The 16,832-nt window shown below is 45.8% G+C and carries 9 protein-coding genes; 7 read left to right on the forward strand and 2 right to left on the reverse strand.

From position 1 onward, the window contains the following. Positions 1–126: 126 nt before the first annotated feature. The 4 genes from AC0YN7_RS02030 to AC0YN7_RS02045 are packed head-to-tail and all read left to right on the forward strand — an operon-like array spanning position 127 to position 6,167. Positions 127–1,413 (forward strand): alpha-L-fucosidase, encoded by a 1,287-nt coding sequence (locus AC0YN7_RS02030; protein WP_475808276.1) that lies wholly within the window; start codon positions 127–129, stop codon positions 1,411–1,413. Between the two features lie 47 nt (positions 1,414–1,460). Continuing rightward, entirely contained in the window at positions 1,461–2,483 is a 1,023-nt protein-coding gene (locus AC0YN7_RS02035) for a carbohydrate-binding family 9-like protein (protein ID WP_475808277.1), read from the forward strand. 6 nt (positions 2,484–2,489) lie between these two features. Then, positions 2,490–5,105: a transglutaminase family protein gene (locus AC0YN7_RS02040; RefSeq protein ID WP_475808278.1), complete on the forward strand. Its 2,616-nt coding sequence runs from the start codon at positions 2,490–2,492 to the stop codon at positions 5,103–5,105. 30 nt (positions 5,106–5,135) lie between these two features. Then, the gene (locus AC0YN7_RS02045) at positions 5,136–6,167 is read left to right on the forward strand and encodes a glycoside hydrolase family 18 protein (RefSeq protein WP_475808483.1); all 1,032 of its coding nucleotides are present in this window, start codon (positions 5,136–5,138) and stop codon (positions 6,165–6,167) included. A gap of 1,415 nt (positions 6,168–7,582) precedes the next feature. Here AC0YN7_RS02045 and AC0YN7_RS02050 read toward each other — a convergent pair. Further along, positions 7,583–9,475: an ABC transporter ATP-binding protein gene (locus AC0YN7_RS02050; RefSeq protein ID WP_475808279.1), complete on the reverse strand. Its 1,893-nt coding sequence runs from the start codon at positions 9,473–9,475 to the stop codon at positions 7,583–7,585. Positions 9,476–9,809: 334 nt separating this feature from the next. Next, positions 9,810–10,853 (reverse strand): LacI family DNA-binding transcriptional regulator, encoded by a 1,044-nt coding sequence (locus AC0YN7_RS02055; RefSeq protein ID WP_475808280.1) that lies wholly within the window; start codon positions 10,851–10,853, stop codon positions 9,810–9,812. A 107-nt stretch (positions 10,854–10,960) separates the two neighbouring features. Between AC0YN7_RS02055 and AC0YN7_RS02060 the strand changes: the two genes are divergently transcribed. The 3 genes from AC0YN7_RS02060 (at position 10,961) to AC0YN7_RS02070 (ending at position 16,491) form a co-directional block, all read left to right on the forward strand. Then, a complete protein-coding gene (locus AC0YN7_RS02060) occupies positions 10,961–14,095 on the forward strand; it encodes a glycoside hydrolase 5 family protein (protein WP_475808281.1) in 3,135 nt (1,044 codons plus the stop codon). 85 nt (positions 14,096–14,180) lie between these two features. Then, complete coding sequence (locus AC0YN7_RS02065; protein WP_475808282.1) at positions 14,181–15,500, forward strand: glycoside hydrolase family 125 protein; 1,320 nt, start codon at positions 14,181–14,183, stop codon at positions 15,498–15,500. 106 nt (positions 15,501–15,606) lie between these two features. Next, positions 15,607–16,491, forward strand: a complete 885-nt coding sequence (locus AC0YN7_RS02070) for a sugar phosphate isomerase/epimerase family protein (protein WP_475808283.1) — start codon at positions 15,607–15,609, stop codon at positions 16,489–16,491. Positions 16,492–16,832 lie beyond the last annotated feature (341 nt).

Genomic DNA, 16,832 nt, shown 5'->3' on the forward strand with positions numbered 1-16,832 from the left:
GTCGCCGTCCTTATGGCGGTGGCGCGTTTCATTCCGGAGAAATATAGGGGCAGCCTTTAGCCGTATTGGCATAGGGTGAGGATTTGAGATTACAATATTAACTAAATAGGGCAGGTGCTAATAGATATGCAAAAGTGGTTCGAGGAAGCAAAGCTAGGTATTTTTATTCATTATGGTATTTATGCGGTAAATGGGATTTCTGAATCATGGTCTTTCTATAATGGAAGAGTTTCCTATGAAGATTATATGAAACAACTAGATGGCTTTACGGCGTCGAAGTTTGATGCTGACAAATGGGCCGATCTAATTGAAAAATCAGGCGCGAAATACGCTGTTCTTACGACGAAGCATCACGATGGGGTAGCGTTGTGGGACACGCAATATAGCGACTTAAACGTTGTGAAAAAGACGCCGGCAAAACGGGATCTTATTAAAGAATACGCGGATGCTGTTACGAAAAGAGGAATTCGCCTTGGTATGTATTATTCTTTGATTGACTGGTCGCATCCTGATTATCCAAGTGTATATGGCGGTGGTCAGGTGCCCGAGGATCTAAGCACTGTTAATAGGTTTTGCAGTCCTACTGACGGCGTTCAGGATGAAGAAAAATGGCAGAAGTTTTTAGAGTTTAACAATAATCAGTTGAAAGAAATTTTAACGAACTACGGTAAGGTTGATCTTTTGTGGTTCGATGGAGACTGGGAAAGAAGTGCCGAGCAGTGGAACTTGCCTGAGTTCAAGCAGTACCTTCAGTCATTTAACCCTGAAATTATAATCAATTCGCGTCTGTCGGGACATGGTGATTACAAAACTCCAGAGCAAGGAATACCGATTACGCGTCCAGAAGGACCATGGGAATTCTGTACAACGATCAATAGTTCTTGGGGTTATGTACCGACGGATAATCGTTATAAATCGTTGAACCAGATCATTAGAATGTTTTGTGATTGCATCACTTTGGGTGGCAACATGCTGCTGGATATTGGTCCTATGGAAGATGGAACGATCGATAAGAGACAAGAGGATATTTTGCTAGGCTTGGGAGAATGGATAAAAACACATGAAGAAGCTGTATTTGGTACAGATGAAGGAATTATGCCGCGTTATTTTCTAGGTGGAAGTACAATCTCTAAAGATAAAAAGACATTATACCTGTTTGTATACGATGATCCTAAAGAGAATGTATGCTTGAAGGGACTATCAAACCCGATTAAAAAAATTACCGTTCTTCACTCTGGGAAAGAACTAACACATGTAATTCATGGCGGGGTGCCTTGGTTCAACATTCCAGGTACAACATGGATTCATATGACACCTGAAGATGCTCATAAGCAGGTGACTGTTCTGAAACTAGAGTTTGATGAAGAGCTGGATATGTATGGCGGTTCTGGAGCTGTTGTGACACATAACTAGTAAAACCAAAGTTATCTATTAGATCCGAAGACTATGGAGGAGAAGAGATGAATCATAGTGGAGTACCGGAGCCGAATATTGAATATGCTCCAAAACATTATATGTGCAGACGAGCGTCAGGTCCGCTTGTTCTAGATGGTCGTGTGGATAAGCCGTTCTGGGCAGATGCGGATTGGACGGATGATTTTGTCGATATCGAAGGTGATCTTCGTCCGATGCCTGCTAAGCAGACTCGTGTTAAGATGCTGTGGGATGACGAATATTTCTATTTTGCTGCGGAATTAATAGAAGATCAGATCTGGGCTACGTTGACGGAGCGGGAATCAGTCATTTTTTATGATAACGATTTTGAAATTTTCATAGATCCTGATGGGGATACACACCAATATTATGAATTTGAGATCAATGCGTTGAACACAGTGTGGGATTTAATGCTCGTTAAACCGTATCGTGACGGAGGACCTCCAGTAAATGCATGGGATATTAACGGACTTCGAACGGCGGTACATATTGATGGAGAGCTTAATCGACCAGGGGCGGATAATCGGAAATGGAGCATTGAGGTAGCTATGCCTTGGACTAGCCTGCGTGAATGTGCATCCAATGGTCGTCCACCGGCGAACGGTGAATTTTGGCGAGTTAATTTCTCCCGCGTAGAATGGCGCACGGAGGTCAAGGATGGCGAGTACAGTAAGGTGCTGAATCCGGATACAGGCAGGCCTTATCCTGAAGATAACTGGGTTTGGTCTCCAATGGGTATTGTCAATATGCATTACCCTGAGCTGTGGGGTTATGTCGTGTTCACTGACGAAGGGGGCCCCGAAAGTTTCCAGCTGTCAACAGATGAACGAATCAAGTGGGAGCTTCGCAAGCTGTACTACCGCGAACGCAATTATTTTGCGACTCATGGACAGTTTACCAATGATGGACAGCTGTTGATGGGCGATGAGCAGTGGAGCATTTCACCGACGATTGAGACGACCAGCAAACTATTTCAAATTTCCGCGCCATCATCGGATGGGCTTGCAGCCTTTTACATCAGGGAAGATGGAAAGCTATGGAAGGAGTAATTAACTTTGACTATTCAGACCTCAGTATTCTCTTTGAATAAAGGAACGAAGGAGCAGATCGAACGGAAATTTCTTGAGAAAAAGCAGCTCGCTAAGGCGAGAGAGCATGAACTGTTCGATGTGTTCCAGGAGGAGCTAACAGAAGAAGAGACGTGGGCGCTTAAATACTTATTTGCTTATATGCCAATGAATGATTTGGCCGATTATTCTGGCTCCTTATTTCTAAGTCATGTACGTCTAACGCTGGACATTCGCAAGCAGGTGCCTTGGGGGAAAGTTGTTCCCGATCAGTTATTCCTGCATTTCGTATTGCCGTACCGTGTAAATACAGAAAATATAGAGGATTCACGTGGTATATTGTATGACGAATTAGCGGCTAGAACCTCTCAACTATCTATGGCGGAAGCTATTCTGGAAACGAATTATTGGTGCCATGAGAAAGCAAATTATATTGGCAGCGATTTGCGGACGATATCTCCATTGACTATGATTCGCAATGCGCGAGGCCGCTGCGGGGAGGAGTCAACTCTCGCGGTTGCGGCTCTGCGCAGCATTGGTATTCCTGCTCGCCAGATTTACACGCCGCGCTGGGCGCATTCAGACGATAACCATGCTTGGGTTGAGGCTTGGGCTGATGGACGCTGGTATTATATCGGCGCATGCGAGCCGGAGCCACGGTTGAATCAAGGATGGTTCAGTCCGCCTTCACGGAGGGCAATGCTCATCAATACGCGGATTTTCGCAAATTACGAAGGTCCTGAAGATATCACGCTTGCGGATGAGTGGTTCACAGAAATCAATTTATTGGAAAACTACGCGCCTACGCGGACGATTACTGTTTCTGTAAAGGACGAGCAGGGTCGGCCAGTCAGCGGAGCGGATACACATTTCCAGTTGTATAACATGGCAGAATTTTATCCGATTGCCACTCTGCCGACGGATGAGAGGGGCGAAGCATCATTCAAGACAGGCTTCGGAGATCTGCTCATTCGTGCGGTAAAGTCAGACTTGTGGGGAGAAATGAAAGTTTCCGTTGCGGATAGCGAACGCTTCGAGATCATTCTAGATCGGAAGCGTCAACCTGAAGGCTCGGCAGACTTTGATATGGTTCCGCCGCCGGAGCGCGAGGGTGAGGCTGTTGCTCCGCTTTCCGAAGAGAAGATTCAGCTTTTTAATTGCCGTGTCGAAGAAGGAACGAAGATTCGGACTAATTATGAGGATTCCTTCTTAGATGAAGCGCAAGCAACGGAATTAGCTCAAGCTGTTGGACTTCCGCCGGAGCGGGTGTGGGATGTCCTGCGAAAGGCACGTGGGAATAGTCGTGAGATTGCTGCATTTCTGCAGGAACGCACTTTTGAATATAATGAAATGCCGCTGCGGCTGTTGGAAAGCATGAATGAGAAGGATCTGATCGATACATTCTGTCCTACGCTTGATGATCATCTGATCGGTTCTCTTGCACAACGAGGAGAACTCTCGGAAGAGATATTTATCAAGTACGTTCTCTGTCCGCGTGTGTTGTATGAAATGATCGTGCCTTACAAACGTTTTTTCCAAAATGCGTTTACGGAAGAGGAATCGGACGCGTTTAGAGCGGATCCTTCTGCGCTTGTCAGGAGACTGGATGAAGAGTGTGAGGTCTGGAACGATATTCCTAACTTGGTGGGCAAGGGTACACCGGTTGGCACTTTCCAGATCAAGAAGGGAGACCGAGCTTCCCTCGATATTTTATTCGTAGCCATTTGTCGCAGCCTGGGTATCCCGGCACGTCTGCATCCGAGCCAACATAAACCGCAATATATTGTGAACGGCAGTTGGAGAGATGCGTTATTCACACAGGAATCCTTGCTGCAGACAGAGAAGAAGGATAGCGGCACGCTGCAATTGACAAGAGACAGCAAATCTTCGGCAGAAGCTCCAGACGCAGCTTATTGGAACAATTTCACGTTCGCGCGTCTAGAAAACGGAATCTACAAAACGTTGTTTTATCCGTATGGAAAATTAGATGTATATAATGAACCATTCGAAGTCGAAGAGGGCTCATACCGAATCACTTCGGGTATTCGTCTGAAGGACGGAACCGTAAGGGTACGCTTAATTTATTTCGAGGTGCGCGCTGGGGAACAAACGGATGTTCAGCTATCATTCCGTGAGGCGCCGCTTGACATTCCGGTTCTTGGTACATTCGATCGGAATAGTACATTCTCCCTTTTAGATGGAGATGAGAAGACTTTTGGAGAACTGGTTGGTACAAACGGTGCGATAGTCGCTTGGATTGAGCCTGAACGGGAGCCTACTAAGCATTTGATCCGTGAAATGTCCGAGCTTGCTGTTCCGCTTACTGAATTTGGTGCTCCCGTCCTTCTCGTCGTTGGTGATAATCAGTGGACAGCATCTTTCGATCCTTCCAATTATCCGAAGCTGCCGTCAGGAGTCATTTTTGTCAGAGATACTACCTATGATTCATTACCTGACTTTATATCGCAGCCTTCGGCGAATGAGGCGGGATTCCCGCATCTATTCGTGTTAGATGACAGAGATCAAATCCGTTATACAGCGTCAGGGTACAAATTAGGTTCCGGTAAAGATGCATTGCAGGTTTTAACTGGAGTAAAAAAATAATAGATATAATAACAGGAGTGAACCAAATTGATGAAACAGAAATACATTGTGGCTGGTTATGTCGTTGATTCCAATCTTAACGAGATGACACAGGAAGACTTAAAGAAATTGACTCATCTAAATGTAGCGTTTGGTCATGTTCTGAACGACAAGATCCGCACGGATCATATGAAAAATATGGACGTTTTGCAGGAGATCAAACGCGAACACCCTGAGCTGACCCTACTTTTGTCTGTCGGTGGATGGAGTGCAGGAGGCTTCTCAGAAGCTGCTGCTACTGAAGAGGGAAGAAAAAGTATGGCCGATTCCGCAGTTCGCGTATTGAAAGATTACCCCTTTGACGGCATCGATCTGGATTGGGAATATCCTTGTTATGGAGAAGCTGGCATTCATTCGAGTCCTGATGATAAGACGAATTTTACGTTGCTTCTTAAGACGATGCGGGAAGCGTTGGATCGTAAAGGGGCTCAGGATGATCGGCATTATTTGCTTACTATTGCCGCGGGAGCTGACCAGTATTACGTAGATGGTACGGAGATGGATAAAGTTCAAAATTATATTGATTTTGTTCAATTAATGACCTACGATATGCGCGGTGGATTTCAAATTTTGACGGGTCATCATACGAGTTTATATACTCCGAGCGGGGATTTATTCCGCATTAGCACGGATGCCTCCGTTAATATATTCGTCCGTGCGGGCGTTCCAAGGGAGAAAATCGTGATTGGGGCGGCATTCTACTCTCGCGTGTGGCATCAAGTTCCAGATCGAAATAACGGGCTTCTCCAAATGGCTGGCACTACAGGTGGCTATGGGCCGGACTTCACCGTTCTTTCAGCGGATTATATCGATAAGAATGGATATATCCGCTATTGGGATGAAGAAGCTTGTGCACCGTTCCTATTCAATGGCAGCAGCCTCATTTCCTATGATGATGAAGAATCGCTTCAGCACAAATCGACTTACGTAAAAAATAACAACTTAGCTGGCATTATGTTCTGGGAATACGGTTGTGACAAGACACATCGCTTACTTGATGCCATCCATAAGGGATTGAAGTAATAAGCATAGCAACAAACATAAGCTAATGAATCAAACAGATACACCCGTTGCTGAGACGATGAGGTGTATCTGTTTATATTCAGTTATGCCCCTTATTGGAGAATGATAGAATGCTAGAATGCTAGAATGCTAGAATGCTAGAATGATAAGAAGGGGAAGATGGAAGAAGATGATGGTAGATGCGCTTCTCTGTCTGCTGCTTTTCTCTGTCCACTGCTTTTCTATGCCTGATTAGTTTCAATAATTGACACTAACTGAGAGTAAAAAGGGTAAGATGCGATTTAGTATCAGAGAATGAACTTAATTGCTAGCTTAGCTCGATTCGCGCACTCCATGAGGTCGATTAGTTATAAATTCTGAAACTAAATCGCCTTCCATAAAAACTCTCAGTAGTGTCACATTTTGAACTTAATTATCGCCTACGACCCAGCCACCGAGTAATGGAGCAACGTAGAAACCGAGCAGCCCAGTAACCCCGCAACCACGCAACTAAGTAACCCAGCAACCCAGTAACCACGCAACTAAGTAACCCAGCAACCCAGTAACAAAGTAACCCAGTAACAAAGTAACCCAGTAACACAACAACCCAGCAACGGAGTAACGTAGCGACCGAGCAACCCCGCAACCCCGCAACCCCGCAACCCCGCAACCCCGCAACCCCGCAACCCCGCAACTATGTAACCCAGCAGAAATGAATGTTTACTCTCACAGCGATATCATAACAATCATATCAATCATATCAATCATCGATCATTTGTATGACAGTCGAGACTATTCGTTTTCCTTCTCATTTTGTGATCATTCTTTTCTGTATTTGAATTCCTTAAAATGGTTAATCCAACAGGCTTGCAGGAAATAGACAAAATCCCTTGAGAATGCTCACCAAATGGGGGGGCATATTCAAGGGATTTTGTTGAAATTTGAGGTTCCAAACAATGGGAGAAGTTAAATCTATCTTAACCGCAGTTGACTATATATCATACAAACAATGCTTAATAATAACACCGCAGTTGACTGTATATCATACAATCGACGCCTCATCCAAATGTCGAATTTAACCTCAGATTGTATTTCATGCAAGAAAATCGTCCATTTGTTAGACAAAGAGCTTCTAGATGCCTATTAGATTGTACTTTTTCCATTCAAACACATTATAAAGGGAAGTATCGGGTGTTTGAATGGACGATATACACTCAAATCTCCAGACCCTTTTCGATTGGTCAAAAAGAACGAAGGTAACTGTATTCCCGCTACGTCCAGTCACGTCCGCCCGAAAAGGGTTTCATGTAATCGAGTAATGATTTTCGGGATGATCCATAAATCTGCTTAGTGATCACCCCGGAATGGCCGCATTTGCCATAAAGCGCGATGAAGCCGGTTACGCTTGTTGGCTAGATACATACTAGTGACTGGTGCTACACGCCGCTAAGAATCTCTTCGGGTCGCATTGCGTTTAATTGCAGTTCATAAAGCTGACGATACAATCCTCCTTCAGCCAAAAGCTGTTTGTGGCTGCCTCTCTGCACAATATTGCCGCCGTCTACTACCAGTATTTGATCAGCGCGGACGACTGTAGCTAGTCGATGGGCGATAATGAAGGTGGTTCTGTTTTTCATCAGTCGTTCCAATGCTTCCGTTACTAAAGCTTCCGATTCCGAATCGAGCGCCGAGGTCGCCTCATCGAGAATTAATATTTTTGGATTTTTCAGTAAAGCTCTCGCGATCGCTAGCCGTTGTTTTTGGCCGCCGGACAACCGCATGCCTCTTTCTCCAATGATCGATTCGTATCCATCCTTGAAATCGGCAATAAACTCATGAGCATTAGCGGCTTTCGCGGCTGTCACGATTTCCTCCATCGTCGCTTTTTCACGTCCGTATATCAAATTATCCTTGATTGTTCCAGAGAACAAGACATTGTCTTGCAGGACGATGGCGATATGCTTCCTAAGCTCTTCTAGCTTGTAATCTCGCACATCCATGCCATCAATGAAAACCGCGCCTTCAACTGGATCATAGAACCTTGGGATAAAATTGATCAAGGTAGACTTGCCCGCACCGCTGGGTCCTACTAATGCGATCACATCTCCGGAATTAGTTTTGAAGGAAATATCACTAATCCCAATCCGTTTTTCGATTTCGACATCCGGATGTTTCGGAGGAAGATGCGTTGGCATCCAGTAAAATTTTTTGGGCGGCTTTTCTCTTTCAACAAGATCGGGATTTGTCCGTTGGTTATGTGTATCTTTATAAACTAAATTTCGTGTGATATATGTATAGGTGACGTTGCGAAACTCAACTTCCCCTCTGCATTCCGGCATAAGAAGCGCATCAGGACTTTCCTCAATATCCGGTTGTTCATCAAATACTTCGAATATCCGTTCGATATTTGTGACAGAGTTTTGAATCGTTACGTTCACATCGGCGAAGCGTTGAATGGGACCATAGAGGTTGCCTAGAAGCATCTGGAAAGCGATGATCTCCCCGGCGCTCATTTTACCTTTCAACACCATGCCTCCGCCGACAAGCCAAATGACGATGCCGCCGATATGTGACAACGATTCGCTAAGTCTCCCAAGAATGTTTGAAAACAAATGCGCGGCGACCGTGTGGCGAAAGTGCTGCTCGGTCTGCTTGTTAAACCTAATCTTCTCATGCTTCTCTCCATTAAAGGCTTGCACGATCCTAATTCCGCCCATTCGTTCCACCAACGTACCCGAAACCCGCTCCATCTGCCGATGCACGGATCTCCATGTTAGGCGAATCCAAACATTCATATTCGTGAAGGACAAATAATAAAAGGGCAGCACACATAGTGAAATCAAAGTAAGCGTTACATCCATTCGAAATAGGAGAAAGCCGGCGAACAGGACCATAAATAAATCGAGCACTAAATTGATGATTCCGCCGCCAATGAGGTTTTGTGCTCCTCCGACATCATGAATCACCCTTGATGCGACGCCGCCTACCTGTCTTTGATCATAATAGCTTACCGACATTCTCTGCAGATGGTCATACAATTGCTCACGCAAATGCATCATCATTTTATTGCCGAGAATGGCCGAGATATAGTTTCTTAAGAAATTCAGCAGCACGCCTAAAAACAAAATAGAGGACATAAGGAGCACGGTGTTCGTTAACCGTGAGTAATCATCGTCAATCAATACGTCGTCGACGAGAATTTGGGTGAAAACAGGCATGGACAGCGGCGCCGTAAACTGTAAAATGCCGATCACGATGATGACGAAGATCATCGACCAATAGGGTTTGGCCCAAAGGATATAACGTTTGATTGGACTAATGAGTATCACATCTCTTCTAGATATATTTTATAAAAGTCTTAATCATCTTAGCTAATAATGAAAAGGGATACAATAATTGTATGGTATAACAAATGTAAGGGATTGAAAGGGTGAGGGCGAAAAGGGTGGGATACCTGTAGGTTTCAAGGCCTAACGCGACAATTTCGATGATTATCGGCTAGTTTAGCATTATTTCCATTTTACTTTGCACAGTGAAAAGCGTTAAATTAGATGATTTGAGATGGAAAGTGGATATAACCAATTCTAGTCTACTATTAAAAAAAATAGGCAGCACAGACCCGAAAGGACAAAAAGGTCAGTGCTGCCTATTTCTTGTAAACTGTTACGCCGAATCCCGCGGAATCAATGTGGCGGAAAGCTGGATGTTTTCACTTGGTGAGCCAGGTCGTTCGATACGCCGTTGAAGCGATTCGATAGCGCGGTGGCCTAGCTCCTCTTTACAAAGATTTACTGTCGTTAACTGCGGAGATGTTAGAGCGGCTGCTTCAACGTTATCGATTCCAATTACGCGGCATTGATCCGGAATAGACCAATCCATCTGCTGCAGCCTCCGCATCCATTTAATTGCGATGTCGTCATTGGCGCCGATCCAAGCATCTGGCCGTTCCTCCAAAGGGAGACTGGAGAGTCGCTCGGCAATGGCGTCTTGCCATCCCCCTTCTTCGTAAGAAATATCCCACTCGAGCAGCTTCGTTCCTTTGGTGCCATATTGTTCCATAGCAAGCCTGACACCGATACGCCGCTCGGAAAAGCTGACGGAGCGGCCATTGTCACCAAGAAATACGATAGTCCGGCTTTGCTGGTTTAATAGATGGCGCGTGACGTTTATTCCCGCCTCGATATTGGCATGATTTACCGAATCACAAGCGAGCAGCGGCTCGTTATGATCAACAAGAACTAGCGGTTTTCCCGTACGAGCCATTCGCTGCAGTGCATCATAAGGATATGAACCCATTACAATCAAGCCAAGGCAGCTGCTCCAATCCAAATGCGGCGCTATCGCTTCCTGAGGGGATTGCGCCGTATTAGGAGAAAACGCAAAGTCATGGGACAAAATGACATGCTGCCATCCCCTTTCGTTGCATCCGGAGATTAATCCTCCCAAAACCCGCTGCCAATAGTAAGGGTCGCCGTGATTGGATTGATTAATGCAGATCAGAACAAAGGTAGAAGCAGAGCCGGTGGATGCTGGGGCTATGTCATGATCCTGTCGTGGAAGCTCATAACCTAACGTCCGGGCGAGCTCTATAACGCGTTCACGCGTCGTCTGACTTACGCCGGATTTCCCGCTCAAAGCCCGGGAAACGGCGTACTTCGATAAACCGAGTTGATCGGCTATCTTTTGTATCGAAATTTTACGTGGCATATGTATCTCCTTGACGTTTATTACTAAAGGATTTAGACTGAAAATATCATAACGTTATTATACTTTATAATAACAAAAATAACAAACGTAATTAACTGGAGGTATATATGAAAATATTAGTTTTTTACGATGAAAGGTTTCCTTATGAAGGAGCCCGTCCCACTCAACAGGTATTGAAGGAAGCTTCCGTTTGGGCGGAAATCAGCAATGCGGATACGTTGTCAGATCGACTGGCTGAGGGAGGCTGGGATGCGTTAATTCAACTGCATGGATCCTATTTCCCTAAAGAGGCATGGCAATCTGTTAAATCGCATCTGGAGTGCGGTGGCGGATTGGTACATACGGGAGGCGTTCCGTTCCGCAAGCCTGTCGTTAAGGTTGATGATGCTTGGAGGATTGAGAGGGAGCAAATTGCTTACCATCAGCTATTGAACATCCACGACGCATTGCCTGTTAATGTCGATAAGGTAGAGCGATTAGTCGCCTCTAGTGAATTTTCAGTTATTCAAGGCAGTGAAAGTCTATTTGGGATCGAACCGACTTGGGGATTGACACTTCATCCAACGAAATCATGCGATGTGCCAAGTGAAATGGGATCTGGCGGTCCGATGGATGCTCATATTTATCCGTTGCTCGTGGGTGTTGACCGCGATGGAAGAGAGAGAGCCGCCTCAATCGTATTGATTGAGAACACGAAAGGTGATTACGCAGGCGGGCGTTGGGTGCTTGTCAACCAAACTTTGCAAGCGCTCTTCTGGAGCGGCGGCGGCCTTGCATTGCTAAAAGAGCTTGCCGAATTTACGGGACGCGGTGTAACCGAATTGTGGCTAAAGCCGAGTTATGCCGTTTATGAGACAGGTGAACAACCACAGCTGATACTTCAATTGCAAACGCTGTCTCGCACTGCTGCGGTTAATCAGAACTGGTCGTTCGAGCTGTCAATTGGAATGGAAGGACAGACTCCAGTCTGGACCGGAACCGTTCAAGCTCAAACGGGGACTGATCGACGGGATTTGCAGCTGCTGCGTATTCCCGTACAGGTTCCAACGGAAGCGGGTCTATACCATATCTGCTGCAAAGCAAGTTCGGATGCAGGCGACACCAGGTATATGACGCAAGCATATTGGGGTATGGACAGAGAGCTGTTGCAAAGCGGGGAGATGCTGGAATGCGGCCGCGATTACTTCATTCGCGGTGGCCGTCCAATGCCGATTGTTGGAATGACCTATATGACCTCTGATGTATCGCGTAAGTTTCTCCATCTTCCGAATGTAGAACGTTGGGATCGGGATATGGCTGAGATGAAGCGCGCGGGCATTAATCTAGTACGTACCGGAATCTGGACAGGGTATCGTTCGATTATGTTCACTGACGGTCATGTGGCAGAGGATATAATGCGAGCAATCGATGCTTTCGTATTGACGGCAAAGAGGCATGAGCTTGAGGTGACGTTTACCTTCTTCTCGTTTGCGCCGGAAGCTTGGGGTGGCGTCAATCCGTATTTGGATCCAAGAGCGTTAGAAGCGCAGAAGCGGTTTATCGCTTCTATCGTCTCCCGTCATCAAGGAACGAAAAACGTGCACTGGGATTTGATTAATGAACCGACCCTCTTCGATCCTGCGCGGCTCTTTGAAGGGCCGCGAGCATTAGCAGACCGATTTGAACGTAAGGCGTTCTCCGATTGGCTGCAGGAACACCACAATAACGATATAACCGTACTTCAAGAACGCTGGAATATGACGCCAGATCAACTGCCGTCGTTCGAATCGGCGATGCCGCCCGACTCGAATGATACACAATTCGACAGTGTGCTCTTTCCGAAGAAATGGGCGCGTTGGCTCGACTTTACATTGTTCACAATGGACATCCATAACCGCTGGGCGTCTGAGCTGACAGCCACCATTCGTCGATCGAATCCGAAGCAGCTGGTGACGGTCGGACAGGATGAGGCGCTAGGCGCACAAAGACCTTCACCGTTCTTCTATGCTCCGGCTGTGGATTACACGACGGTACACAGCTGGTGGCTTATGGATCAGTTGGTATGGGACGGCATATTTGCTAAGACGACTGATAAACCGAATCTGATTCAAGAAACCGGGATCATGCACATCCAAAGACCGGATGGCATAGCGAAGCGTTCCGAAGAGGAGCTGCGCAACATCCTCGAACGGAAATATGCTTATGCGTTCTCAACAGGCGGTGCTGGAGCCGTACAATGGATTTGGAATACGAATTACTTTATGGACAACGCGAACGAATCAAATATTGGCGCGCTTAGAGCCGACGGAACTCAAAAGCCGGAGGCGGATGTTTCCTACGATTTCGGACGATTTATAGGTGAGATCAGCGATCTATTCGAGGGACGAGTGCTGGAAGATGTTGCGGTCGTTTATCCGTATTCCAACGATTTTTCAAACCGCAAGCTTGCTTTTGGATCCACCTCACAAGCAACAAGGGTACTCACTTACGGGATGAACATACATCCTCGAGGAATCGGAGAGTACCAATTGGAGGATCTGGAGAGGGAGCCTGCCAAATTGATCATCGTGCCAAGCCCGCATAACTTCAGCGATGAGGCTTTTGATCGACTGGTTGAGCTTGCGAAGAAAGGAAGTACAGTGCTGTGGACGGGTCCGCTTCGCAGAGATGCCTACTGGGGACCAGCCAATGAGCGTCTCCAAGCTGAAATTGGCGAGACGATACACGGCAACGTTTTGCGTGAGGAAGCTATGCTGCTGAATGGGAAGCTATATCCCGCATCATTCGGGGATCGTAAAATCGGGACTGTTGCTATAGATGTTCCGGCTCGCGGCAATGACACGGCAAACAATAGCGGTGCACTTAGTCCAATTACAGTGGAGATTGGAGAAGGACGCTTCATCTGGTGTCCGCTTCCGTTGGAGCTGAATGACAGATGGGAACCGATACAAGCGCTGTATTCGGAAGCAGCACGCATATCAGGTGTCCAATATGAGCTTGAATGGTTAAACGGCGGGGAGCTTCCGGGAGTATATGGAAGAAAGCTTCAATTTGCGGAAGGATGTCTATACATTTTCGTATCCGAATACAGCAGTGATACCGACATTCAGGTACGTGATCCACTTACAGGAGCTGATTATGCGTTTACGTTGGATAGAGAAAGAACGGTAATGTTTGCCGCAGACCTTGAAGGACGATTGCTTTCCGTATACCGACCGGACCAGCTGAACGTGCAAAGCGGCAGCGTCAAGTCTGCTATATAAACAATCCATATAAGGAAATTGGGAGAATAGACGATATAAGACGCTGTTCGCAGTATCGAAGCCAATACAGAAGGAGTTATGTCATTTGGAACAATTTAAACTACCGAAAATAAGTCTCCCTCCACTGGAGCTGCCGAAAGCGATTATGCAAGTGATAGAAGAAGCAGAGGAGAAGCTGGCCAACCGTCCCAAACTGCTGCAGCTGTTTCGGAACTGTTTTCCAAATACGCTAGAAACGACAACAAAGCTGATGGACGATGGCACGACTTTCGTCATTACAGGGGATATTCCTGCCATGTGGCTTCGCGATTCAGCCGAGCAAATCATTCATTATATACCGTTCGCGAAGGATGATGCAGGGCTGCAGCGTATTATCTCGGGGTTAATCAAACGTCATTCCATGTATATCAGTATCGATCCTTACGCTAACGCCTTTAACGAAACGGCTAACGACTGGCATTGGGACGCAAACGATGATACGGACATGTCACCTTGGGTTTGGGAACGTAAATTTGAATTGGATTCGCTTTGCTTTACTATTCGACTTGCCTATATGTATTGGAAAGAAACGGGTCTAACCGATATTTTTGACGAGCAGTTCAAAAAGATGCTGCGCTCTATTGTCGACGTATGGAAAACAGAGCAGCGCCATTTCGAAAACTCAAAATACCGTTTTATGCGATACAACTGTCCGGCTATAGATACATTGCGTAACGATGGATACGGGATGCCTGTCAATTATACAGGAATGATATGGTCAGGCTTCCGTCCGAGTGACGATGCTTGCGACCTGCATTTCAATATTCCGTCCAACATGTTTGCCGCTGTATCACTTTCCCAAATGCAGGAGATGGCGAAATGGGTGTACCGCGACGAAGCATTTGTTCAGGAAATGAAGCGTCTGGAGGAGGATGTTCGCCACGGAATAGAGCTTTACGGGATGTACAACCATCCAACATACGGGAAAATTTACGCTTTTGAGACCGATGGGTACGGCAACTACTGCTTAATGGATGATGCGGGTACACCAAGCTTGCTGTCGATTCCGTATATTGGATATACGGACGTTAATGATCCAATCTATCAAAACACGCGCCGGTTTATTTTAAGCAAAGAGAATCCGTTTTATTTTGAAGGGAAAGCTGCGAAAGGTATCGGAAGCCCTCATACACCGCCGGGATACGTCTGGCATATGGCGTTATCCATGCAAGGCCTAACCGCAGCGACAGATGAGGAAATGCGGGAGATAATCGATTTATTGGAAGCTACGGATGCTGATACAGGTTTTATGCATGAGGGCTTTCATTCTGATGATCCGAAGCAGTTTACGCGTCAATGGTTTGCGTGGTCGAACAGTCTCTTTTCGCAGCTCATTAATCAGGCAATGATGAAGGGTGTTTTGTAACTCTTTTAGTTTTTGTAACTTATCTAGCTTTTGAAACTTCAATATATCTAGTAACTATTAGCTGCTCTAATGAAATTAAATTTGATTAATAGGATGGGTGGAAGCGATGAAGGTTGGTCTTAGCACATATAGTTTGTTGAACGCTTTGAAATCAGGGGAAATGACAATATTGGACGTTATCCAATGGATTGCTGACAATGGCGGTGAGCATATGGAGTTAGTCCCTTACGGTTATACGGTCGAAGATAATGTGGAGTTGGCGGATGCAATCCGTGAAAAAGCGAAATCGGTAGGCATTGAATTGTCCAACTACTCCATGCCGGCTAACTTCGTACAGCCAACAGAAGAAGCGTTCGAGGAAGAAATGGCACGTGTGAAAAGACATGTCGATGTCGTGAATCGGATGGGTATTAAGCATATGCGCCACGATGTAACAGCCTTTACTTTGCCGAAGGAATGTATGACTATTGCGTGGTTCGAGGAAAGCTTGCCGTTGATTGTAAAAGGCAGTCAGATCATTGCCGATTACGCCGCGCAGTTTGGAATTACGACTACAATTGAGAACCACGGCTTCAGCGTGCAGGCAAGCGACCGCGTCCAACGAGTCCTTCATGCGGTTGATCGGCCTAACTTCAAGACGACGCTTGATATCGGCAATTTCATGTGCGTTGATGAAAACCCGATTATTGGAGTAATGAAAAACTTACCGTATGCTTCACTCGTTCATTTCAAAGATTTTTATTTCCGTTCGTATGACGAAAATCCTGGCGACGGGGTATGGTTCTCTACAACTCATGGAAACTTCCTGCGCGGAGCGATCGTTGGACACGGAGACATTCCGATCCGAAAAATCGTGAAGCTAATTAAGGAATCGGGATACGACGGCAATATTACAGTGGAGTTCGAAGGCATGGAGGAATGCAAGTCCGCTTCCAAGATAGCGATGGACAATTTACGTCGCTTCTGGCAGGAGGCTGACGTCAAGCAATAATTGGCGTTTTCAAAGAGAGCTGGATAGCAAGCTTGCAGGGACGCAGCTGCCGAATTAGGTTGGTCTGCAAAAGGATGTACATGGAAAGATAAGCGATCCGGTATTAGAGAAAGTAATAATGCCAAAGATTGCGATATGACACTAATTGAGTAGTTTCAGAAGCATCTCTTATAGAGGTGCTTTTTGCGTTTTTAAAGGTTCTTATTGATTAATTTAAACGTTTGTTAAATAATTGAGGAAATGGAAAAGAAGCAGGAAACCCCTATGAAACTCTACTTTATTATCTTCATGAACAAGCGCATTTCCCTATAGGGAAAGCACATCCAGACTGCGATTTAACA

Source organism: Paenibacillus sp. J31R122 (genome assembly GCF_056269185.1).